The 21,486-nt window shown below is 68.5% G+C and carries 17 protein-coding genes; 11 read left to right on the forward strand and 6 right to left on the reverse strand.

The window, feature by feature from the left end:
* Nucleotides 1–80 precede the first annotated feature (80 nt).
* The 4 genes from GO999_RS16360 to GO999_RS16375 all read left to right on the forward strand — a co-directional run bounded on the left by GO999_RS16360 (nt 81) and on the right by GO999_RS16375 (nt 5,770).
* Entirely contained in the window at nt 81–1,253 is a 1,173-nt protein-coding gene (locus GO999_RS16360) for a LysM peptidoglycan-binding domain-containing protein (RefSeq protein WP_011000036.1), read from the forward strand.
* A gap of 17 nt (nt 1,254–1,270) precedes the next feature.
* A complete protein-coding gene (gene dprA / locus GO999_RS16365; protein WP_016722608.1) occupies nt 1,271–2,476 on the forward strand; it encodes a DNA-processing protein DprA in 1,206 nt (401 codons plus the stop codon).
* Between the two features lie 40 nt (nt 2,477–2,516).
* Entirely contained in the window at nt 2,517–2,906 is a 390-nt protein-coding gene (locus GO999_RS16370) for a thioredoxin family protein (protein WP_020830850.1), read from the forward strand.
* 230 nt (nt 2,907–3,136) lie between these two features.
* Complete coding sequence (locus GO999_RS16375; RefSeq protein ID WP_211906410.1) at nt 3,137–5,770, forward strand: DNA topoisomerase III; 2,634 nt, start codon at nt 3,137–3,139, stop codon at nt 5,768–5,770.
* 100 nt (nt 5,771–5,870) lie between these two features.
* Here the strand turns inward: GO999_RS16375 and GO999_RS16380 are convergent, their stop codons facing one another.
* The gene (locus GO999_RS16380) at nt 5,871–6,809 is read right to left on the reverse strand and encodes a LysR family transcriptional regulator (protein ID WP_011000032.1); all 939 of its coding nucleotides are present in this window, start codon (nt 6,807–6,809) and stop codon (nt 5,871–5,873) included.
* A gap of 455 nt (nt 6,810–7,264) precedes the next feature.
* Between GO999_RS16380 and GO999_RS16385 the strand changes: the two genes are divergently transcribed.
* The gene (locus GO999_RS16385) at nt 7,265–8,959 is read left to right on the forward strand and encodes an AMP-binding protein (protein WP_211906411.1); all 1,695 of its coding nucleotides are present in this window, start codon (nt 7,265–7,267) and stop codon (nt 8,957–8,959) included.
* A gap of 30 nt (nt 8,960–8,989) precedes the next feature.
* Here GO999_RS16385 and rodA read toward each other — a convergent pair whose 3' ends face one another.
* The 5 genes from rodA to GO999_RS16410 form a co-directional block, all read right to left on the reverse strand.
* A complete protein-coding gene (rodA, locus tag GO999_RS16390; RefSeq protein WP_011000030.1) occupies nt 8,990–10,132 on the reverse strand; it encodes a rod shape-determining protein RodA in 1,143 nt (380 codons plus the stop codon).
* 23 nt (nt 10,133–10,155) lie between these two features.
* Nucleotides 10,156–12,561, reverse strand: coding sequence for a penicillin-binding protein 2 (mrdA, locus tag GO999_RS16395; protein ID WP_020830846.1), 2,406 nt, complete (start codon nt 12,559–12,561; stop codon nt 10,156–10,158).
* Between the two features lie 22 nt (nt 12,562–12,583).
* Nucleotides 12,584–13,096: a rod shape-determining protein MreD gene (gene mreD / locus GO999_RS16400; RefSeq protein ID WP_211906412.1), complete on the reverse strand. Its 513-nt coding sequence runs from the start codon at nt 13,094–13,096 to the stop codon at nt 12,584–12,586.
* A gap of 11 nt (nt 13,097–13,107) precedes the next feature.
* The gene (gene mreC, locus GO999_RS16405; protein WP_197345194.1) at nt 13,108–14,148 is read right to left on the reverse strand and encodes a rod shape-determining protein MreC; all 1,041 of its coding nucleotides are present in this window, start codon (nt 14,146–14,148) and stop codon (nt 13,108–13,110) included.
* 177 nt (nt 14,149–14,325) lie between these two features.
* Nucleotides 14,326–15,369 (reverse strand): rod shape-determining protein, encoded by a 1,044-nt coding sequence (locus GO999_RS16410; protein WP_011000026.1) that lies wholly within the window; start codon nt 15,367–15,369, stop codon nt 14,326–14,328.
* Nucleotides 15,370–15,846: 477 nt separating this feature from the next.
* On the opposite strand from GO999_RS16410, the gene gatC reads away from it, so the two are divergent.
* The 6 genes from gatC (at nt 15,847) to GO999_RS16440 (ending at nt 21,486) form a co-directional block, all read left to right on the forward strand.
* A complete protein-coding gene (gene gatC, locus GO999_RS16415; protein WP_011000025.1) occupies nt 15,847–16,146 on the forward strand; it encodes an Asp-tRNA(Asn)/Glu-tRNA(Gln) amidotransferase subunit GatC in 300 nt (99 codons plus the stop codon).
* A 90-nt stretch (nt 16,147–16,236) separates the two neighbouring features.
* Complete coding sequence (gene gatA / locus GO999_RS16420) at nt 16,237–17,724, forward strand: Asp-tRNA(Asn)/Glu-tRNA(Gln) amidotransferase subunit GatA (RefSeq protein ID WP_069079278.1); 1,488 nt, start codon at nt 16,237–16,239, stop codon at nt 17,722–17,724.
* Nucleotides 17,725–17,764: 40 nt separating this feature from the next.
* Complete coding sequence (locus GO999_RS16425; RefSeq protein ID WP_011000023.1) at nt 17,765–18,265, forward strand: hypothetical protein; 501 nt, start codon at nt 17,765–17,767, stop codon at nt 18,263–18,265.
* Nucleotides 18,244–19,221, forward strand: coding sequence for a dienelactone hydrolase family protein (locus tag GO999_RS16430; RefSeq protein WP_011000022.1), 978 nt, complete (start codon nt 18,244–18,246; stop codon nt 19,219–19,221). The genes GO999_RS16425 and GO999_RS16430 overlap by 22 nt, the downstream gene beginning before the upstream one ends.
* An 85-nt stretch (nt 19,222–19,306) precedes the next feature.
* A complete protein-coding gene (gatB, locus tag GO999_RS16435) occupies nt 19,307–20,773 on the forward strand; it encodes an Asp-tRNA(Asn)/Glu-tRNA(Gln) amidotransferase subunit GatB (RefSeq protein WP_020830842.1) in 1,467 nt (488 codons plus the stop codon).
* Nucleotides 20,773–21,486 carry a DUF484 family protein gene (locus GO999_RS16440; protein WP_020830841.1) on the forward strand — a complete coding sequence of 238 codons (714 nt, stop codon included), beginning with the start codon at nt 20,773–20,775 and terminating at the stop codon, nt 21,484–21,486. Before gatB ends, GO999_RS16440 begins: the two co-directional genes overlap by 1 nt.

Consider the following 21,486-nt stretch of genomic DNA (forward strand, 5'->3'; position numbering starts at 1 on the left):
GCGGCGGCCGGGCGTCGGACACTACGTACGCGGACCACTCGCCGATTCTTCAAAGAATAATGCGCCATCGTAACACACCGATGCTGTCCAAGCCCGCCATGAAACCGCGCCAGTCTTACGTTTGCGCCCTCTCGGCGGTTGCCGCGGCAGCGCTGTTCTGCGCGGGCGCCACGCACGCCGCCGAGCGGACTGTCTCGCCGGCACAACAAGCGCAGGCCACGGCGGCCGCGCAAGCCGGGATCCCCGAATCCGCCCTCTCGCCCAAAGCGCCCGCGCAATACACCGTGCGCCGCGGCGACACGCTGTGGGCCATTTCCGGCAAGTACCTCAAGCAGCCGTGGCGCTGGCCCGAACTGTGGGGCATGAACCGCGAGCAGATCCGCAACCCGCACCTGATCTATCCGGGCCAGATCCTGTACCTGCACCATGCCAACGGCCGCGCCTGGCTGTCGAGCTCGCCGGCTTCCGCCGAGGGCAGCACGGTGCGCCTGTCGCCGCATACGCGCGTGGCCGGCCAGGACGGCGACGCCATCTCCAGCATTCCCTCTTCGGTCATCGAGCCGTTCCTGACCCAGCCGATCGTGGTGGATGAAGCAACGCTGGCCACGCCGGCACGCATCTTCGAGCTGCCGGAGGCGCGCGTCTATATGGGCAAGGGCGAAAACGCCTACGCCCGCGGCCTGCCCGATGGCGAAGCCGGCCAGCCCGGCACCGTGTGGCAGGCATATCGCCCGGTCAAGCCGCTCAAGGATCCGGTCACCGGCACCGTGCTCGGCTACGAGGCCGACTTCCTCGGTACCCTGCGCGTGGTGCGCGCGGCCACCGGCCCGCAAGCCGTCTCCAAGATGGAAGTGCTGTCGTCCAAGGAAGAGATGGGCGTCGGCACCCACCTGATGCCGGTACCGGCGCGTGAGCCGGTGCGCTACTCCCCGCATGCGCCGGAAGGCGAGATCCGCGGCGCGGTCGCCAAGGTCACCGGCGGGGTGCAGTTCGGCGGGTCCGACCAGGTGGTCGTGCTGAACATCGGCAGCGCCAACGGGCTGGAGCCGGGCCATGTACTGGCGCTGTCGCGCGCGGGCAAGGTGGTCAACGACACGACCGCGGGCAACGAGCCCGTGCAGCTGCCCGAGGAACGTTATGGCCTGGCCTTTGTGTTCCGCGTGTTCCAGCACGTGGCCTATGCGCTGGTGACGGATGCGTCGAACACGGTGGAAGTGGGCGATGCAGCCATCAGCCCGACGACGCAGCCCTGACGTCACACCTGCCTGATTTGATCGATGCCTCACAGGTCGCGGCGCCCGCCGCGACCGCTCCCGCCGATCCCCTCGACGCCACACGCGATCCCGCCGAGCTGGCCGCTTGGCTGCGGCTGACGGAAACGCCGGGCATCGGCCCCGTCGCCGCGCGGCAACTGCTGGCCGCTTTCGGGCTACCCCAGGACATCTTCCGTCAATCCTATGCGGCACTCGCCAAGGTGCTGCCTGAACGACAAGCGCGCGCGCTGCTGGCCGAGCCGGACGAAGCGCTCGCCGCGCTGATCGAGCGGACTGCCGCCTGGGCCGCCGAACCGGGCAATGCCATCTTCACGCTGGCCGACCGTGGCTATCCGCCCCGGCTGCTGGAACTCCCCGATCCGCCGACGCTGCTGTATGCCAAGGGCGATGTCTCGCTGCTGCGGGCTGCGGCGGTGGGCGTGGTCGGCGCGCGCAGCGCCACCGCGCAGGGTCTGGAGAACGCCCGCGCCTTCGCGCAGGCGCTGTCCGCCGCCAACGTGACGATCGTCTCGGGGCTGGCGCTGGGCATCGATGCCGCCGCACACGACGGCGCGCTGACCGGGCCCGGCAGCACCATCGCGGTGGTCGGCACGGGGCTGGACATGGTCTACCCGGCCCGGAACCGAGCCCTGGCACACCGCATCGCCGAAGCCGGGCTGATCCTGTCGGAGTACCCGCTCGGCATGGGGGCACGGGCCGAGAACTTCCCGCGCCGCAACCGGCTGATCGCCGGGCTCGCGCGCGGACTGCTGGTGGTGGAGGCCGCCGCGCAATCCGGTTCGCTGATCACCGCCCGGCTGGCCGCCGAGCAGGGGCGCGATGTGTTCGCCATTCCCGGCTCGATCCATTCGCCGCTGGCCAAGGGCTGCCACCTGCTGATCAAGCAGGGTGCCAAGCTGGTCGAGACGGCGGCCGACATCCTGGACGAACTGGGCTGGAGCCGCACACCGACGCCAGCGACACGGACACCGCGCACGGCCGCCCAGGCACCTGTCCCCGCATCCGCCCCGGCCGCACGTCCGGCGGCAACGGCCGCGGAAACCGCGTTGCTCGATGCGCTCGGCTTCGACCCGGTCGACCTCGACACCCTGTGCGAACGCACCGGCCAAACCGCGGCCAACCTGTCGGCACAACTGCTGGCGCTGGAGCTGGCAGGCCACATCGAGCGCCAACCGGGCGGACGCTTTCTGCGGCTGCCATAGCACCTGTCTACAATAGGGCGACCTTTTTGCCGACCGCCCCATGCCGCTGCTCTCCCCCGACACCGACGCCGACGCACTGCATGCCCGCATCCGCGCGGGTGACCTGCTGGTCGCCTGCCTGTGCGCGGAGTGGTGCGGCACCTGCCGCAGCTACCGCGCCACCTTCGCGAACCTGGCCGCACGCTATCCGCAGCACTGCTTCGTCTGGGTGGATATCGAGGACCACGCCGACGCGCTGGGCGATCTCGACGTCGAGAACTTCCCGACGCTGCTGGTCCAGCGCGGCCGGGAGAACGGCCGGGTGTTGTTTTTCGGTCCGGTGCTGCCGCACGCGGGTGTGGTCGAGGGGCTGCTGTCGCGCGACCTGGCGTCGGCCCAAGCGGTGCCCGTGGCGCCGGATTTGCGTGGCTGGTTATTGCACGCGGCTTGACGCAGGGCTCTTGACAAATACAAGAGATGTAAGCGCCGCTCTATTGCGCCTGCCAAGGAACCGCGCTTATGATTGGCGGCCGAATTCTGGGCAGCCGCCCGATCTCGCGCGGCAACAGGCGCCGACGACACTTGAAGTCGGCGAGTGGAGCCATAAGACTCTACAAAACCTACGCGAACGGTCGCTAATAATAGAAGCGACCCCATTTTGACCCGATTGCTTGCGCTCACATGTCCAAGGCTCTGATCATTGCCGAAAAACCGTCGGTCGCCGCTGATATTGCGCGCGCGCTGGGTGGCTTCACCAAGCACGACGAGTACTACGAAAGCGACGACCACGTCCTTTCGTCGGCGGTCGGCCACCTGGTCGAAATCGCGGCCCCCGATGAATACGAAGTCAAGCGCGGCAAATGGAGCTTCGCGCACCTGCCGGTGATCCCGCCGCACTTCGACCTGCGCCCGATCGCCAAATCGGAATCGCGGCTGAAGGTTCTGACCCGGCTGATCAAGCGCAAGGACGTCACCAGCCTCATCAACGCCTGCGACGCGGGGCGCGAGGGCGAACTGATCTTCCGCCTGATCGCGCAGCACGCCAACACCAAGCTGCCGATCCAGCGGCTGTGGCTGCAATCGATGACGCCGCAGGCCATCCGCGACGGCTTTGCCCAGTTGCGCAGCGACAACGAGATGCTGCCGCTGGCCGACGCCGCCCGCTGCCGCTCCGAGGCCGACTGGCTGGTCGGCATCAACGGCACGCGCGCCATGACCGCCTTCAACAGCAAGGGCGGCGGCTTCTTCCTGACCACCGTGGGCCGCGTGCAGACGCCGACGCTGTCGATCGTGGTCGAGCGCGAGGAGAAGATCAAGCGCTTCGTCCCGCGCGACTACTGGGAAGTGCGCGCCGAGTTCATCGCCGCGGCCGGCCTGTACGAGGGCCGCTGGTTCGACCCGAAGTTCAAGAAGAGCGAGTTCGACCCCGAGCAGCGCGAATCGCGGCTGTGGAGCGAGGCCGAAGCCCTGAGTATTGTCGCCGCATGCCGCGACAAGCCGGGCACGGTCACCGAAGAATCGAAGCCGTCGACGCAGATGTCGCCGGCGCTCTTCGACCTGACCAGCCTGCAGCGCGAGGCCAACAGCCGCTTCGGCTTCTCGGCCAAGAACACGCTGGGCCTGGCACAGGCACTGTATGAAAAGCACAAGGTCCTGACCTACCCGCGGACGGATTCGCGCGCGCTGCCCGAAGACTACCTGGGCACGGTGCGCCAGACGCTGGACATGCTGGCCGACAGCTCGCACAACTACCTGCCGCACGCGAAGAAGATCCTCGCCAGCCAGTGGGTCAAGCCCAACAAGCGGATCTTCGACAACAGCAAGATCAGCGATCACTTCGCCATCATCCCCACGCTGCAGGCGCCGAAGAACCTGTCGGAGCCCGAGCAGAAGCTGTACGACCTGGTGGTGCGCCGCTTCCTCGCGGTGTTCTTCCCGGCGGCCGAGTACCTGGTCACCACGCGCGTGACCGAGGTGGCGGGCCATCACTTCAAGACCGAAGGCAAGGTCCTCGTGAACCCGGGCTGGCTGGTAGTCTACGGCCGCGAATCGCAAAGCAAAGACGACAAGGAAAGCGGCAACCTGGTGCCGGTGGCCAAGGACGAGAAGGTCAAGACCGACAAGGTCGAGCCGGTCAGCCTGACCACCAAGCCGCCCGCGCGCTACAACGAAGCGACGCTGCTGTCGGCCATGGAAGGCGCCGGCAAGCTGGTCGATGACGACGCGCTGCGCGAGGCCATGGCCGGCAAGGGCCTGGGCACGCCGGCCACGCGCGCCGCCATCATCGAAGGGCTGCTGACCGAGAAATACCTGCTGCGCGAAGGCCGCGAGCTGATCCCCACCGCCAAGGCGTTCCAGTTGATGACGCTGTTGCGCGGCCTGGGCGTGGAAGAACTGACGCAGGCCGAGCTGACCGGCGAGTGGGAGCACAAGCTCGCCCAGATCGAGCGCGGCCGCCTGGCGCGCGACGAATTCATGCGCGAGATCGCGCAGATGACGCAGCAGATCGTCAAGCGCGCCAAGGAATACGATAGCGACACCATCCCCGGCGACTACGCGACGCTGTCCACGCCATGCCCGCAGTGCGGCCACGTGGTCAAGGAGAACTACCGCCGCTTCGCCTGCAGCCACTGCGATTTCTCGATCAGCAAGATCCCGGGCGGGCGCCAGTTCGAGCTGGAAGAAGTCGAGGAGCTGCTGATCAACAAGACCATCGGTCCGTTGCAGGGCTTCCGCAGCAAGATGGGCCGGCCGTTCGCGGCCATCCTCAAGCTGGCGCAGGAAGACGGCCACTGGAAGATGGAGTTCGACTTCGGCCAGAACGATGGCGACGAAGACGGCGAGCCGGTCGATTTCAGCGGCCAGGAAAGCGTCGGGCATTGCCCCAAGTGCAGCGGCAGTGTCTACGAGCACGGCCTGAAGTACGTGTGCGAGAACGCGGTCGCCCAGCCCAAGACGTGCGACTTCACCACCGGCAAGATCATCCTGCAGCAGGAGATCAGCCGCGAGCAGTTGCACAAGCTGCTCGCCGAGGGCAAGACCGACCTGCTGACCGGCTTCAAGTCGGCGCGCACGGGCCGGGTCTTCAAGGCGTTCCTGGTCAAGCAGCCGGACGGCAAGATCGGCTTCGAGTTCGAGCCGCGCGGCGAGGGCAAGGCCGCCGCCAAGAAGACCACGACTGCAGCCAAGAAAACCGCGGCAGCCAAGGCACCGGCCAAGACTGCCGCCAAGAAGACCACGGCAGCGGCCAAGAAGACCCCTGCGCGCAAGAAGGCGGCCACCGAGGCCGACGAGGAAAGCACCAGCGAAACCTGACCTTGGCCGTCGGCCGGGCCGGCATCGATGCAAAAAAAACGGGAGGACAGTGTGCCTCCCGTTCTGCTTTGGGCGCCGCCTGAATCGGCCGGCTGCGCGCTTATGCGGCCTCGGTCAGCGCGCGGCCGGCGCGGGCCTCGCTCTGCTTGGCCTCCATCGCCTGGGCCAGCATGTAGTCGATGAAGGTGCGCACCTTGGTCGGCAGGAACTTGCGGCTCGGGTAGACCAGCGATAGCGATCGGTGCGGCAGCTTGTACTGCGGCAGCACGCGCACCAGCCGCCCCGACTCCAGATCCGGCCGCGCCATGTAAGACGACAGGATGGCGATCCCCATGTCGGCCAGCACCGCGCGGTGCATCAGCTCGGCGTTGCTGGTCACCAGCGACGGCTGCACCGGCACCGCGATCGACTGGCCGTCCGGCGCAGTCATCTCCCACTCGTGCCGCAGTTGCGGATGCCACATGGCGATCACGCGGTGGTCGGCGATGTCTTCGGCGCGCTGCGGCGTGGAGTGCTGGCGCAGGTAGGCGGGGGTGGCCGCCATGACCATCTCGGCAGAGATCATCCGGCGCGCCACGAGATGCGAGCCCAGGCCGAGTTCCGACACCATGATGCCGACGTCGCGCCCATCCTCGACGATATCGATCGGACGGTCCGACAGTGCCACGTCGAAGGTCACCTCGGGGTAGAGCTGCTGGAAGCGCGCCAGCAGCATCGGCAGCACGTGCAGCCCGAACATGACCGGCGCGACGATGCGCAGGCTGCCGACCAGCGCCTGGCTGCGCGATGTGGCAAGCGATTCAGCTTCATCGATGTCCAGCAGGATCTGCTGACAGCGCTGCAGATAGGTCTCGCCCACGTCCGTCAACGACAGGCTGCGCGTGGTGCGGTTGAGCAGGCGCGTGCCGAGATGGGCCTCCAGGTCGGCCACGTAGCGGGTGACCACGGCATTGGACATCGACAGATGCTGCGCAGCCCGGGCAAAGCTGCCGAGCTCCACCACCTTGGAGAACACGCGCATCGACTGCAAGCGATCCATTCCGGCCTCTCACATGATTTGTTGTCAAAAATAGAGCAAATCTTTTTCGACTTCAAATTTTGGTATTGGACCAAGCAATTTATCGCGCGGAATGGCGCATTGGATGTGAGTACACGCTCCCGTGCATCAACATGTACTCCTTGCATGCCTCGCACGGGTTGCGGGGAAACCGGTCTCCCGCTTCTCACCGATTGACGTAGCAGCGGATTTACGACGAGACTCTATACCGTACGGTAGATTTTCATGGAGCCCACGCGGCGCAGGATCGCATTCCGTCCGTCTTCGGGAATGGAACGGCCTTTTGCGCAAATCGGGGCGGCAACCGGAAGCGGCGGTTGCCATACTTGAGCGATGGATACCATCGAAGCCCACCGTCACGAGCACCCCGGATCGAGGGCTGCCAGCACACAGCCGGCGCGTCGCCCAGCGGCGACACCGGACCGAGGAGACACGCCATGACCGCCCATAACCGCGAACCGGTCGAGTATCTCGCGGGCGAGATGCCGCTGCACCGCTATTGCGCGCATCACGCCGCGCAGACCCCCGAGCGCATCGCCCTGCTGTGGTACGGCCGCACGATCTGCTGGCGCGAACTCGATCAGCTGTCGACGCGGCTGGCCGTGCAGTTCCAGCGGCTCGGCGTGGCGCGTGGGCATCGTGTCGCCCTGTTCCTGCAGAACTGTCCGCAGGCCATCCTGGCGCATCTGGCCGCCGCCAAGCTGGGCGCCATCGCGGTGCCATGCCTGCCGCTGTCGCGCCAGCATGAACTGCACGACCAGTTGGCCGATTGCGGCGCCAAGGTCCTGGTTGCCGCGGCCGACCTGATGCCCATCGTCGAAGCCGCGCGGCCGGGCACCTCGGTCGACACCGTCATCACCACGCGCTATGCCGACCTGCAGCCGGCGCAGCCCGCCTGCCGCAAGGCGCTGGCGGTGCCGCCCGAGCTGATCGCCGCCGATATCGCGTCCGCCCCGGTGGGCCGGGGCCAAGCCGGCAGCAGCGGTCAGTTCGACCTCATGCGGCTGCTGGGCGAGCCGGTGGACGTGGCCGAGCGCAATGCCGTCACCGCGATCCAGGTCGACCTGGACGAGGTGGCGCTGATGGTCTACACGTCCGGCATCACCGGGCGCCCCAAGGGGGCCATGCTCACCCACCGCAACGCGCTGTACAAGACCGCCGTGACCGTGCAGACGAGCGGCATCCAGGCCGCCGACGTACTGCTGGCGGCGGCGCCGCTGTCGCACATCGCCGGCATGCTGATGGGCATGAACCTGATGCTGTACGCGGGCGCGCCGACCATCCTGCTGTATCGCTTCGACCCGCTGGCCGTGCTGCAGGCGATCGACCGCTATCGCGTCACCTGGTGGTACAGCATGACGCCGATGAATCTGGCGGTGATGGCGCATCCCGAAGCCGGGCAGTACCGCATGGCCTCGCTGATCGGCAACCCGTGTACCAGTTTCGGCGCGCCGCTGACCGAGGCGATCGCCGATCGATGGCGCGCCTTCGCGGGGCCGCAATGCCGCATCTATGAAGCGGCCTACGGCCTGTCGGAAACGCATACCTGCGACGCCGTCATGCCGCCCGATGCCCCCCGCTGGGGCTGGCACGGCAAGATCGTGCCGCAGACCGAGGTTCGCATCGTCGATCCGCACACCGGCGCCGAACTGCCGCCGGGCCGGTCGGGCGAAATCACGATCCGCAGCCCGGGCGTGTTCCGCGGCTACTGGCGGCGAGACGAGGCAACGCGGGCCGCGATGCAGGACGGCTTCCTGCGCACCGGCGACATCGGCCAGGTCTCGCCCGACGGCTACCTGCAATGGCAGGGCCGCATCAAGGAACTGATGAAGGTGTCGGGCTACAGCGTGTTCCCGGAAGACGTGGAGGCGCTGCTGTCGCGCCACCCGGCCATCCGGCAGGTGGCCGTGACACCGATGCCGGACCCGGACAAGGGCGAGGTGGTCTGCGCCCACATCGTGCGCATGAGCGGCATGGCGCTCACCGAAGCCGAGCTGATCGCCTGGTCGCGCGAGAACATGGCGCCGTACAAGGTGCCGCGCCGGGTGAGGTTCCACGACGCGCTGCCGGCCACGGCCACCGGCAAGGTGCTGCGGCGACTGTTGCGGGAAGAGGCGGCGGTGGCGGCCTGAGCCGCGGCGGCCGGGGCGGTCTGCGCGCCGCTACGTCTGCACGAAGCGCTTCTGCCGCGCGATGCTCATCAGGATGCCCAGCCCCATCCCCAGCGTGACGAGCGCGGTGCCGCCGTAGCTGACGAGCGGCAGCGGCACGCCCACCACCGGCAGGATGCCGCTCACCATGCCCATGTTGACGAAGGCGTAGGTGAAGAAGATCAGCGTGATCGACCCGGCCAGCAGGCGCCCGAACAGCGTGCCCGCGTTGGCGGCGATGACCAGCCCGCGCAGGATCAGCAGCAGGTACAGGAACACCAGGATCGCGTTGCCCACCAGCCCGAACTCCTCGGAATAGACCGCGAAGATGAAGTCGGTGTGCTTCTCGGGGATGAACTCCAGGTGCGTCTGCGTGCCCTTGAGCCAGCCCTTGCCGGTCACCCCGCCCGAGCCGATCGCGATGATCGACTGGATGGTGTGGAAACCCTTGCCGAGCGGATCGGTGGTCGGGTCGAGCAGCGTGCAGATGCGGTGCTGCTGGTAGTCGTGCAGGATCGGCCAGTTGACGCCCGGCGCGCAGATGCGCGACTCGAACGACACCACCAGCGTCACCGCCGTCACGGCGATCACCATCACCGGCACGATCAGCCGCCACGACAGCCCCGCGAAGTAGATCACGTAGATGCCCGCGGCCAGCACCAGCAGCGCCGTGCCCAGGTCGGGCTGCTTGGCGATCAGGCCGACCGGCACCAGCAGCAGCACGGCGGCGGCGAGGTAGTCATACCAGTGGATCACCCCCTCGCGCTTCTGGAAGTACCACGCCAGCATCAGCGGCATGGCGATCTTCATGATCTCGGAGGGCTGCACCACCACGCCGATGTTGAGCCAGCGCCGCGCACCCTTGCGGATCAGCCCGAACATCGCCACGCCGATCAGCAGGGCCACGCCCGCGGTGTAGAGCGGTACGGCAAAGCGCATCAGCGTCTGCTGCGGCAGGTTGGCGATGATCCACATCACCACGAACGACAGCAGGATGTTGCGCACCTGGTCTTCCACCCGGCCGGGCATGTCGATGGCCGCCGAGTACAGGGCGATCAGCCCCGTGCCGAGCAGCAGGAAGACGATCAGCGCCAGCGGCTTGTCGAAGCCGGTGAAGAGCGACTTGATGACGTTGAATGCGCGGCGCTTGTCCATGGTGCGTTCCTCAAGCGCGAGAGTCAGGGAGCGGCCCGTGCCGGTTTGGGCGCAGGCTTGGGATTGGGCTTGACCGCGGGCTTGCGGTCCTTGGGCGAGGCGGCCGGCGCGGAAGCCGGTGCCGCCGGCAGGTTGCGGCCGCGCGGGCTCGGCAGGTCGGGGGCGGGCTGGACGTGCGACAGCGCCTGCAGCACCTGGGCGTCCAGCGTGGCCGGAGCGACCGCCTGGGCGCTGGTGCCGGCCTCGCGCAGCGCGGGCGCGACCCGATCGGACGACATCGCCGGCGCGGCGCGCGGTGCGCCGGCCGCCACGGCCGAAGCGCCCGGCGCGGACGCGCCGCCCACCGTGGCTGCATCGGCAGCCTGCTCGCCGGATGCGGCCGCGGCCAGGGCCGCGCTCTGCGCCACCGCCTCCGCGGCTGCCTGCGGCGTGGCCGTGGCGCTGGCGATGGTGGCGGTCTTGCCGGTGGAGAACACGCTCGGCGTATCGACCGGCGGCTGCGGCTGGACCTTGGGCGCGATGGCCGCCAGCTCGGCCGGCCACTTGCCCTGCAGGTAGTAGTCGAACACCGCGCGCGCGATCGGCGCGGCCGAGGTGGCGCCGAAGCCGGCGTTCTCGACGATCAGCGCCACCGCGATCTTCGGGTGGTCGGTCGGCGCGAAGGCCTCGAACAGCGCGTGGTCGCGCTTGTATTCGGGAATGGCATGGTGGTTGTACTTCTCGCCCTTGCCGAGCGAGAACACCTGCGCCGTGCCGGTCTTGCCCGCCGCGGCATATTGCGCGCCGGCAAACGCCTTGGCCGCCGTGCCGGCCTGGACCACCCCGGCCATCGCGCGCTTGATCACGTCGATGTTGGCCTGCTTGAGCGGAATCCGGTAGCTCTCGGTCGGCACCGTCAGCGTGCGGGCCTTGTTGACGGAATCCTCGACGGCCTTGACCAGGTGGGGCTTCATCACGCCGCCGTTGTTGGCCAGCGTCGCCACCGCATGCGCCAACTGGAGGATGGTGAAGTTGTTGTAGCCCTGGCCGATGCCCAGCGAGATGGTTTCGCCGTCGTACCACTTCTGCTGCTCGGGACGCTTGTAGGCTTTGCGCTTCCACTCGGTGGAGGGCAGGATGCCGGTGCGCTCGCCCTCGATGTCGATGCCGGTGACCTGGCCGAAGCCGAGCGGCTTCATGAAATCGTGGATGGCGTTGACGCCCATGTCGTTGGCGAGCTTGTAGTAGTACGTGTCGCACGACACCACGATGGAGCGGTACATGTCGACCCAGCCGTGGCCGCCCGGCGCGTCGTCGCGGAAGGTGTGGTTGCCCAGCGTGAACGAGCCGGGATCAGCCATGCCCCATTGCGGCGTGCGCTTGCCCAGCTCCAGCGCGGCCAGCGCCATGAACGGCTTGTAGGTCGAGCCCGGCGGATACGTGCCGCGCAGCGGGCGGTTCAGCAGCGGCTTGTCGGGCGAGCCATTCAGCTCGCTCCAGGTGGCGCTGTCGATGCCTTCGATGAAGAGGTTCGGGTCGAAGGTGGGCTTGGAGACGAAGGCGAGGATGTCGCCGGTCTCGGGCTCGATCGCCACCAGCGCGCCGCGGCGGTTGCCGAACAGCTGCTCGGCCAGCCGCTGCAGGTTGATGTCGAGCGACAGGATCAGGTTGTTGCCGGGCGTGGCCTGCGAGGTGGACAGCGTGCGGATCGGCCGCCCGCCCGCGCTGACCTCGACTTCTTCGTAGCCGGTCAGGCCGTGCAGCTCGGTCTCGTAGCTCTGCTCGATGCCGACCTTGCCGATGTACTCGGTGCCGCTGTAGTTGTTGGCGTCCTTGCGCGGATCGTAGGTGACGTTGGGCTGGCTGTTGGCCTCGCTCATGTCGTCGATACGCTCGAGGTCGCGCTCGGAGATGCGGCCGATGTAGCCGATCACGTGCGCCGCCGCCTCGCCCAACGGGTACTGGCGGAACAGCCTAGCGTGCACGTCCACGCCCGGGAAGCGGAAGCGCTGTGCCGAGAAGCGCGCCACCTCCTGGTCGGTCAGCTGGCTGCGGATCGGCAGGCTCTCGAAGCTGCGCGCGTCTTCCATCAGGCGCTTGAAGCGGCGACGGTCGCGCGGCTGGATGTCGATCACCTGGGCGAGCTGGTCGATGGTGTTGTCCAGCGTGTCCTGCAGCTTGGACGGGGTGACCTCCAGCGTGTAGGCCGAGTAGTTGCGCGCCAGCACCACCCCGTTGCGGTCCATGATGATGCCGCGGTTGGGCTCGATCGGCGCCACCGAGATGCGGTTGTCCTCGGCCTTGGCCGAGTACTGCTCGTGCTTGACCGACTGCAGCCAGAAGAAGCGCACCAGCAGCAGCCCGAAGCACACCAGCACGAACAGCGCGGCCGCGGCCAGCCGCACGCGAAAGCGCGACAGCTCCTGTTCGACGTTGCGGATCTCGGTCATGCCTGCGGCCCGGATGCGTGCATCAGATCGGGCGCGTCTCGTCGACGCTCTCCGGACGGCGCTGCGGCGCCAGCAGGATGGCGTTCGCGACGGGCCACAGCGCGGCTTCGATCAGCGGCGGCAGCGCCACCTGCCAATCGGGCAGGTGCGCGCCCATCAGCAGGCGGATCAGGATCGGCACCGCGTGCGCGAGCAGCAGCAGCGGCAGGACATGCAGCGCCTGCGACAGCACCGAGAACCACAGCACGCGGCGGTGAATGGTGATGGCGAAGTACGACAGCAGCGTGTACGCCATCGCATGCTCGCCCAGCAGGCGCGCCTCGTGCACGTCCATCAGCAGGCCCAGCAGGAAGGCCACCACCATGCCCACGCGGCGCGGCTGGTGGATGTTCCAGAACACCAGCACCAGCGCCACCAGGTCCGGGATCCACTGCAGGTGTCCCCACGGCATCAGATTGCACAGGAACGCCACCACAAAGCTGAAGGCGATGAAGCCGGGGTTGACCGGGCGCAGCAGATATTGGGGCGAGTTCATGGCGTCGCTCGCTAGCGTTTCGGCGCCGGATCGGTATCCAGCGGGTTGCCGTCGGCGTCGGTCGGTCGCGGCGGCGGCGTGTTGTCGTCGGCGGCCGGCGCGGGCACGTTGGCTTCGGCGGCGGCACGCGCGGCGCGCGCCTTCTCCTCGCGGGCATCGCGCGCGGCGTTCTTGCCCTTGGGGGCGGAGGCCGGCGCCAGGTCCGTCGGCGGCGGGAAGCCCGACTCGTACTTGACGATGAGCAGGTGCCGGTTGCTGCGGATGCCCGCCACCGGCTCGCAGATCACGCGGGAGAAGGCGGTGTCCGCCTTGCGCTCGATCTGGGCGATGCGCGCCACCGGCAGGCCGGCGGGATAGACGCCGTCCAGACCCGACGTCACCAGCAGATCACCCTGCTGCAGGTCGGCCGAGGCGGCCATGAAGCGCAGGTCCAGCGCGCCCGGGCGGGCGCCGCCGAAGGCCACGCTGCGCAGGCCGTTGCGGACGACCTCCACGGGAATCGCCTGGTCCTTGTCGGTCAGCAGCGTCACCTGCGCTTCGAACAGCGACACGCGCGTCACCTGCCCGACCACGCCCCGGTCGTCGATCACCGGGTAGCCGGCGCGCACGCCGTCCCTGGTGCCTCGGTCGATGACGATGCGCTGGGTGTACGGATCACGCGCCTCGTAGAGGACTTCCGCCGCCACGGTCGACACGGCGGCGTGCTGCTTCAGGTTGAGCAACGTGCGCAGGTTGCGGTTCTCGGCCTCCAGCTGGCTGGCGCGCAGCGACTGCTGGGCCTGGGCGACGGCCGACTCGCGCAGGGTGCGGTTGTCGGTGGCGAGCCGGGTGGACGATTGCGTGTAGTCCAGCAGCGCCCGGGCGGTATCGCGCGGAATCAGCACCACGCGCTCGACCGGATACAGCACCACCGACACCACCTGCCGGACCACGCCGAGCACCGACAGGCGCGCGTCGATCACCAGCAGGGCCAGCGCAAGCGCAATCAGGGCGACCAGCCGCGCTGTCGCGGACGGGCCCTGCTTGAAGAGGGGCGGCGGGGAGTAGTCCATAACCCAGACGCTTCAGATTGACACCCCGGGCACGCAACAGGCCCGGGTGGGGTGTGGCGCCGGGGCGGTGCTGGAGCCCGGGGAGGGCGGAGCACGTCGCACCGGCACAGTGCGCATGTCAGCGATCCGCCCAGGCCGCCTGCGCGGCCACATGAACGGATGGCAAACGGTGGCGCATCACTCGTACGAGAAGATGCTGCCGAGCTTGTCCATGCGCTCCAGCGCCATGCCGGAGCCGCGCACCACGCAGGTCAGCGGATCTTCGGCCACCAGCACCGGCAGGCCGGTTTCCTCGGCCAGCAGGCGATCCAGGTCGCGCAGCAGCGCGCCGCCGCCGGTCAGCATCATGCCGCGCTCGGCGATGTCGGCGCCCAGTTCCGGCGGCGTCTGCTCGAGCGCGATCTTGACCGACGACACGATCTGGTTGAGCGGATCGGTCAGCGCTTCCAGGATTTCGTTGGACGACACCGTGAAGGCACGCGGAATGCCCTCGGACAGGTTGCGGCCCTTGACCTCCATCTCGCGCACTTCCGAACCCGGGAAGGCGGAGCCGATTTCCTTCTTGATGGCTTCGGCGGTCTGCTCGCCGATCAGCATGCCGTAGTTGCGGCGGATGTAGTTGACGATGGCCTCGTCGAACTTGTCGCCGCCCACGCGCACCGAACCCTTGTAGACCATGCCGCCCAGCGAGATGATGCCCACCTCGGTGGTGCCGCCGCCGATGTCCACCACCATCGAGCCCGACGGCTCCGACACCGGCAGGCCGGCGCCGATCGCGGCCGCCATCGGCTCCTCGATCAGGTACACCTGCGAGGCGCCGGCGCCCAGCGCCGATTCGCGGATGGCGCGACGCTCCACCTGGGTCGAGCCGCACGGCACGCAGATGATGATGCGCGGCGACGGGCGCAGCAGCTTGCTGTCGTGCACCATCTTGATGAACTGCTTGAGCATCTGCTCGGTGACGGTGAAGTCGGCGATCACGCCGTCCTTCATCGGGCGGATCGCCTCGATGTTGCCCGGCACCTTGCCCAGCATCTGCTTGGCTTCCTTGCCGACGGCCTGGATGGTCTTCTTGGCGTTCGGGCCGCCTTCCTGGCGAATGGCGACCACGGACGGTTCGTCGAGGACGATGCCCTTGTCGCGGACGTAGATCAGGGTGTTGGCGGTGCCGAGGTCGATCGCGAGATCGTTGGAAAAATAGCTGCGCAGAAAGCCGAACATCGGATGAATCCTGTTTTCTCAAGTCATGGGACGCCCAATCGCAGAATCACGGTGCAACGGCTGCACCGATGCGCGGACGTCGCCTGGCGCTGCCATGCGGTCCGATCCTGCTACTGCGCTCCCCGGGAATGTGTCGCGGGTCCCCGTGGTGGCCGGTGGCCCTGCGCGCATCGCGCGCGCTGGAGCCTGCCGGTCGCGAGCCGCCCGTCGAGGGCTGGCCCCAAGGAACCTTTGATTAAGTGTCGCCAGACCCTGCCAGCGCCGCCGGACATGGCGCCCGGGCACTTAATCAGAGGGTCCGTGACCGCACGAAAACGCCTGCTGACTTAGAAATTTAGTCGGCAATCATACCTTATAATTCGGGCGATTCGCGGGCGTTTGCCTCCAATTTTGCGGCGATTGCGCGCACCTCGCGCCCTGTTGTCGCCTTTTCGCGCACTTTGCCCCGCCCGTGGCCGCACTCACACACTAGCTCCGATGGCACTCGAACTCTCCGACGTCAAACGCATCGCCCATCTTGCCCGCATCGAAGTCTCCGATGGCGAGGCGGCGCAGACCCTGACCCAGCTGAACCAGTTCTTCACGCTGGTCGAGCAGATGCAGGCCGTCGACACCACCGGCATCGAGCCGATGGCCCACCCGATCGAGCAAGTGCAGGCCCCGGCCCAGCGCCTGCGCGAAGACGCCGTGACCGAGCCCGACCGCCGCGCCGACTACCAGCAGTGCGCGCCGTCCACCGAGGCCGGCCTGTACCTGGTGCCCAAGGTCATCGAGTAACGCATCGCCCCGAGGCGCCGACGCGCCTGCTCCGACCCCGTCCCATTTGCCGTCGCCGGCCGCTGCCGGCAGCCCATCCGAACGTATTCGATGACCGCATCCACGCTCAAAACCCTGTCCGCCCAACTCGCCGCCAAGGAAGTGTCGGCGGTGGAACTGGCGCGCCACTATCTGGCGCGCATCGAGGCGCGGGCCGACCTGAACGCCTTCATCCATGTCGACCCCGAGGCCACGCTGGCGCAGGCGCAAGCCGCCGACGCGCGCCTGGCCGCCGGCGACGCGGGGCCGCTCGCCGGTATCCCGATCGCGCACAAGGACGTGTTCGTCACGCGCGGCTGGCGCGCCACGGCCGGCTCGAAGATGCTCGACAGCTACGTGAGCCCGTTCGACGCCACCGTGGTCGAGCGCCTGGCCGCCGCCGGCATGGTGACGCTGGGCAAGACCAACATGGACGAGTTCGCGATGGGCTCGTCCAACGAGAACTCGCATTTCGGCCCGGTCAAGAATCCGTGGGATGTCGCGCGCGTGCCGGGCGGCTCGTCCGGCGGCTCGGCCGCAGCCGTGGCGGCGGACCTGGCGCCGGCCGCGACCGGCACCGACACCGGCGGCTCGATCCGCCAGCCGGCGTCGTTCTCGGGCATCACCGGCATCAAGCCGACGTATGGCCGGGTGTCGCGCTACGGCATGATCGCCTTTGCCTCGTCGCTGGACCAGGGCGGCCCGATGGCGCGCACGGCCGAGGACTGCGCGCTGCTGCTGTCGGCCATGGCCGGCTTCGACGCGCGCGATTCCACCAGCCTCGAGCCGGGCCGCGGCGGCGACGCGGAAGACTTCGGCCGCCTGCTGGGCCGGCCGCTGGAAGGCGCCGACGCCGCCCGCCCGCTGGCCGGCCTGCGCATCGGGCTGCCGCAGGAATACTTCGGCGCGGGGCTGGCCGACGACGTGCGCGCCGCCGTGCGGGCCGCGCTGGCAGAGCTGGAAACGCTGGGCGCCACGCTGGTCGACATCAGCCTGCCCAAGACCGAACTGTCGATCCCGACCTACTACGTGATCGCCCCGGCCGAGGCCTCGTCCAACCTGTCGCGCTTCGACGGCGTGCGCTACGGCCACCGCGCGGCGGCGTACCGCGACCTGGCCGACATGTACCGCAAGACCCGCGCCGAAGGCTTCGGCTGGGAGGTCAAGCGCCGCATCCTGGTCGGCACCTATGTGCTGTCGCACGGCTACTACGACGCCTACTACCTGCAGGCGCAGAAGATCCGCCGCATCATCGCGCAGGATTTCCAGAACGCGTTCGGGCAATGCGATGTGATCATGGGGCCGGTGGCGCCGACGGTGGCCTGGAAGCTCGGCGAGAAGACCGACGATCCGCTGCAGATGTACCTGGCCGACATCTTCACGCTATCGACCAGCCTGGCCGGCCTGCCGGGCATGAGCGTGCCGGCCGGCTTCGGCGCAAACGGTCTCCCGGTTGGCTTGCAGATCATTGGCAACTATTTTGAAGAGGCACGCATGCTGCAGATCGCGCATGCGTTCCAGCAGGCGACCGACTGGCACACGCGCCGGCCGGCGGCCTGACCCCGGGGTCCGGCGGCTCAACGCAATGGCGGAGGCGATCATGGCGCGACGCATCGGCATGGGCGGGTTGGCGGCATTGTCCGCCGTGGTGCTGACCGCCTGCGGTTCGATTCCGTTGCCGCTGCCTTCGCTGCCGTCCCTGCCGATCATCGGCAGGCCATCGGCGCCGTCCGCCCCGATCGCCGACCGCCGCATCGACCTGTCCGGCTCCTGCAGCCAGACCGAGGAAGACGGCTTCCGCGAACAGGCGACGCTGACCGTGGCCGACAACAACGTGAGCGCGCTGCAATGGCAGCTGTGGGTCGGCCGGCGCGGCTCCTGCCGGTTCGACCTGTCGACCTTCCAGCAGACCAAGCGGCGGCCCAGCATCGAGCTGAGCGAGCGCAACAGCAGCTGCAAGCTGATGGTCTGGCAGGACCCGCGCCGCGTCACGCTGGCACACGCCAACTGCGAAGCGCATTGCACCCCCGGCATCTATGAGGAAGCCTGGCCGGTGATGTTCGATCCGCAAACGGGACAATGCGCCCGCAACGCGCGGTGATGCGCCGGGTGCGTCGCGCATCGCGTGCCCTGTCGCGCGGGCTGGCCGGCGTGCTGCTGGCAACGAGCGCGCTCGCCAGCGCGCAGCCCGACATGCCGGCCGCCCATGCGCCGTCGGCGGCGGAACTGGGCGTGCAGACCGTGCAGATTCCGCGCGCCGTCATGAAGGATGCCGAGGACGCGCCGCAGACGCTGACCGCATACTGGATCGCGCCGGGCCGCAAGAGCGCCGCCGCCGGCGCGCCGGTGGTGGTCGCGCTGCACGGCTGCGGCGGCCTGTACACGCCGGCCGGCGCGGACGCCATGGCGCTCGGCGAACGCTATCGCGGCTACGCGCAATGGCTGGCCGCACGCGGCTATGCGGTGGTGCTGCCCGATAGCTTCGGCCCGCGCGGCAAGCCGCACGGCATCTGCACCGAGCCGACGGCCGGGCGCAGCATCGACGGCGCGGCGCGGCGTGCCGACATCCTGGCGACGCTGCGCTGGATTGCCGCGCAGCCCGGACTGGACACGCGCCACATCGTGCTGCTCGGCTGGTCCAACGGCGCGCAGGCGGTGCTGGACACCGTGGATGCCAGCCGCACCTGGCCCGCCGGCACGCCGGACGTGGAGCGCGCGGTGGCGTTCGACCCCGGCTGCCTCGCCGCGCTGCGACGTCCGGCCTACCGGCTGAACGCGCCGCTGCTGCTGTTGGCCGGCGCCTACGACGACTGGACGCCCGCCGACCGCTGCCAGGCCCTGCAAAGCGCGGTGCTGGCCCGCCAGCCGCAGGCGCGCTTCGCGCTGGAGCAGCTCGGCGGCACTGACCATGGCTTCGACGGCACGGCACCGCTCGCGCCGCGCAAGGACATCCCGGACGGCGCGCGCCATGGCACCGTCACGATCGGCGGCGATCCGGCGGCGCGCGAAGCGGCCTTCACGCAGCTGGCGGCATGGCTGGATAATCCGCACCCTTGAGCGCCGCCCACCCGGCAGCGCCGCACGCACGAACACGGAACACACCTAGGATTCACACCACAACAATCGACAGGACACACGCAACATGCAATGGGAAGTGGTGATCGGCCTCGAAACGCACGCACAGCTTTCGACCGCCTCGAAGATTTTCTCCGGCGCCTCCACCGCCTTCGGCGCGGCGCCCAACACGCAGGCCGCGCCGGTTGATCTGGCGCTGCCCGGCGTGCTGCCGGTGCTCAACAAGGGCGCCGTCGAGCGCGCCATCACGTTCGGCCTGGCCATCGGGGCCAAGATCGCGTCCAAGAGCATCTTCGCGCGCAAGAATTACTTCTACCCCGATCTGCCCAAGGGCTACCAGATCAGCCAGTACGAGATTCCGGTGGTGCAGGGCGGCACGCTGACCATCCAGGTGGAAGGCAGGAACGGGCAGCCCGGCTACGAGAAGACCGTCAACCTGACGCGCGCCCACCTGGAAGAAGACGCCGGCAAATCGCTGCACGAAGACTTCGCCGGCATGACCGGCATCGACCTGAACCGCGCCGGCACGCCGCTGCTGGAGATCGTCACCGAGCCCGACATGCGCAGCGCGGCCGAAGCCGTGGCGTATGCCCGCGCGCTGCACGCGCTGGTGATGTGGCTGGGCATCTGCGACGGCAACATGCAGGAAGGCAGCTTCCGCTGCGATGCCAACGTCTCGGTGCGCCGGGGCCCGGACGCGCCGTTCGGCACGCGCTGCGAGATCAAGAACCTGAACTCGTTCCGCTTCCTGGAAGAGGCCATCAACTACGAAGTGCGCCGCCAGATCGAGCTGATCGAGGACGGCGGCACCGTGGTGCAGGAAACCCGCCTGTACGACCCCGACCGCAAGGAAACGCGCTCGATGCGCAGCAAGGAAGACGCGCACGACTACCGCTACTTCCCCGACCCCGACCTGCTGCCGCTGATGATCGGCGCCGACTGGGTGGACGCGGTGCGCGCCACGCTGCCGGAGCTGCCCGCCGCCATGGCCGCGCGCTTCGAATCGGCCTACGGCCTGCCCCGGTACGACGCCAGCATCCTGACCGCCACCAAAGCCACCGCCGCCTACTTCGAGGCCGTGGTGGCCGCCGCCGGCGCGGCCAACGCCAAGGCGGCCGCCAACTGGATCATGGGCGAGGTGGCCTCGAACCTGAACCGCGCCGGGCTGGAGATCGATGCCGCGCCGGTGTCGCCCGGGCAACTGGCCGGGCTGCTGGCGCGCATCGCCGACGGCACCATCTCCAACAACACCGCCAAGAAGGACGTCTTCCCCGCCATGTGGACCGGCGAGCACGGTGGTGACGCCGACGCCATCATCGCCGAGAAGGGCCTCAAGCAGATGTCGGATTCCGGCGAGCTGGAGAAGATCATCGACGAGGTGCTGGCAGCCAACGCCAAGTCGGTCGAGGAATTCCGCGCCGGCAAGGACAAGGCTTTCAACGCGCTGGTGGGCCAGGCGATGAAGGCCACGCGCGGCAAGGCCAACCCGAGCCAGGTCAACGAACTGCTGAAGAAGAAACTGGGCGTAGCCTGATGAGCACCATGAACGCACAAGACGTCGCCAACTACCTGCAGACGCATCCGGCCTTCTTCGAAGAGCACGCCGAACTGCTGGCCGCCATCCAGCTGACCAGCCCGCACAGCCACCGCGCGGTCTCGCTGCAGGAGCGCCAGATGGAGATCCTGCGCGACAAGAACAAGCACCTGGAGCTCAAGCTGTCGGACCTGGTGCGCCACGGCAACGAGAACGACCGCACGCAGCAGCGCATCCACGCGTGGACCGCGCGCCTGCTCGGCGAGGCCGACTCGCATGCGCTGCCCTACGCGGTGCAGGACGGGCTGCGCGAGATCTTCGAGGTGCCGGCCGTGGCGCTGCGGGTGTGGCAGGTGTCCGAGGAATTCGCGCACCTGGAAGTGGCGCTGGGCGTGAGCGAAGAGGTGCGCCTGTTCGCCGCCGGCCTGCGCGCGCCGTACTGCGGCCCCAATGCCGGCTTCGAGGCGGCCGGCTGGCTGGAGCTGGCCGAGGGCGGCAAGGGCGAGGGCGATGCCGTCCAGTCGGTCGCCATCGTCACGCTGCGCGTGCCGGTGCGCGACGATGCCGATGCCGATGCCGGCGCCGCGCCGGCCTTTGGCCTGCTGGTGCTGGGCTCGCCGGATGCGCGTCGCTTCCACGATGGCATGGGCACCACGTATCTCGCGCAGATCGGCGAGCTGGCCGCCGCTGCGCTGAACCGCCTGCGCGACTGA

Source organism: Ralstonia nicotianae (assembly GCF_018243235.1).
Classification (GTDB): Bacteria; Pseudomonadota; Gammaproteobacteria; order Burkholderiales; family Burkholderiaceae; genus Ralstonia; species Ralstonia nicotianae.

Excerpts from the sequence above, each read along its gene's own strand:
- GO999_RS16375 (WP_211906410.1), top strand. The coding sequence starts at position 3,137 with ATGTCCAAGGCTCTGATCATTGCCGAAAAACCGTCGGTCGCCGCTGAT.
- gatC (WP_011000025.1), top strand. The coding sequence starts at position 15,847 with ATGGCACTCGAACTCTCCGACGTCAAACGCATCGCCCATCTTGCCCGC.
- rodA (WP_011000030.1), bottom strand. The coding sequence starts at position 10,132 with ATGGACAAGCGCCGCGCATTCAACGTCATCAAGTCGCTCTTCACCGGC.
- GO999_RS16430 (WP_011000022.1), top strand. The coding sequence starts at position 18,244 with ATGCGCCCGCAACGCGCGGTGATGCGCCGGGTGCGTCGCGCATCGCGT.
- mrdA (WP_020830846.1), bottom strand. The coding sequence starts at position 12,561 with ATGACCGAGATCCGCAACGTCGAACAGGAGCTGTCGCGCTTTCGCGTG.
- GO999_RS16380 (WP_011000032.1), bottom strand. The coding sequence starts at position 6,809 with ATGGATCGCTTGCAGTCGATGCGCGTGTTCTCCAAGGTGGTGGAGCTC.
- GO999_RS16385 (WP_211906411.1), top strand. The coding sequence starts at position 7,265 with ATGACCGCCCATAACCGCGAACCGGTCGAGTATCTCGCGGGCGAGATG.
- GO999_RS16360 (WP_011000036.1), top strand. The coding sequence starts at position 81 with ATGCTGTCCAAGCCCGCCATGAAACCGCGCCAGTCTTACGTTTGCGCC.
- gatB (WP_020830842.1), top strand. The coding sequence starts at position 19,307 with ATGCAATGGGAAGTGGTGATCGGCCTCGAAACGCACGCACAGCTTTCG.
- GO999_RS16410 (WP_011000026.1), bottom strand. The coding sequence starts at position 15,369 with ATGTTCGGCTTTCTGCGCAGCTATTTTTCCAACGATCTCGCGATCGAC.
- GO999_RS16425 (WP_011000023.1), top strand. The coding sequence starts at position 17,765 with ATGGCGCGACGCATCGGCATGGGCGGGTTGGCGGCATTGTCCGCCGTG.
- mreC (WP_197345194.1), bottom strand. The coding sequence starts at position 14,148 with ATGGACTACTCCCCGCCGCCCCTCTTCAAGCAGGGCCCGTCCGCGACA.
- GO999_RS16440 (WP_020830841.1), top strand. The coding sequence starts at position 20,773 with ATGAGCACCATGAACGCACAAGACGTCGCCAACTACCTGCAGACGCAT.
- GO999_RS16370 (WP_020830850.1), top strand. The coding sequence starts at position 2,517 with ATGCCGCTGCTCTCCCCCGACACCGACGCCGACGCACTGCATGCCCGC.
- gatA (WP_069079278.1), top strand. The coding sequence starts at position 16,237 with ATGACCGCATCCACGCTCAAAACCCTGTCCGCCCAACTCGCCGCCAAG.
- mreD (WP_211906412.1), bottom strand. The coding sequence starts at position 13,096 with ATGAACTCGCCCCAATATCTGCTGCGCCCGGTCAACCCCGGCTTCATC.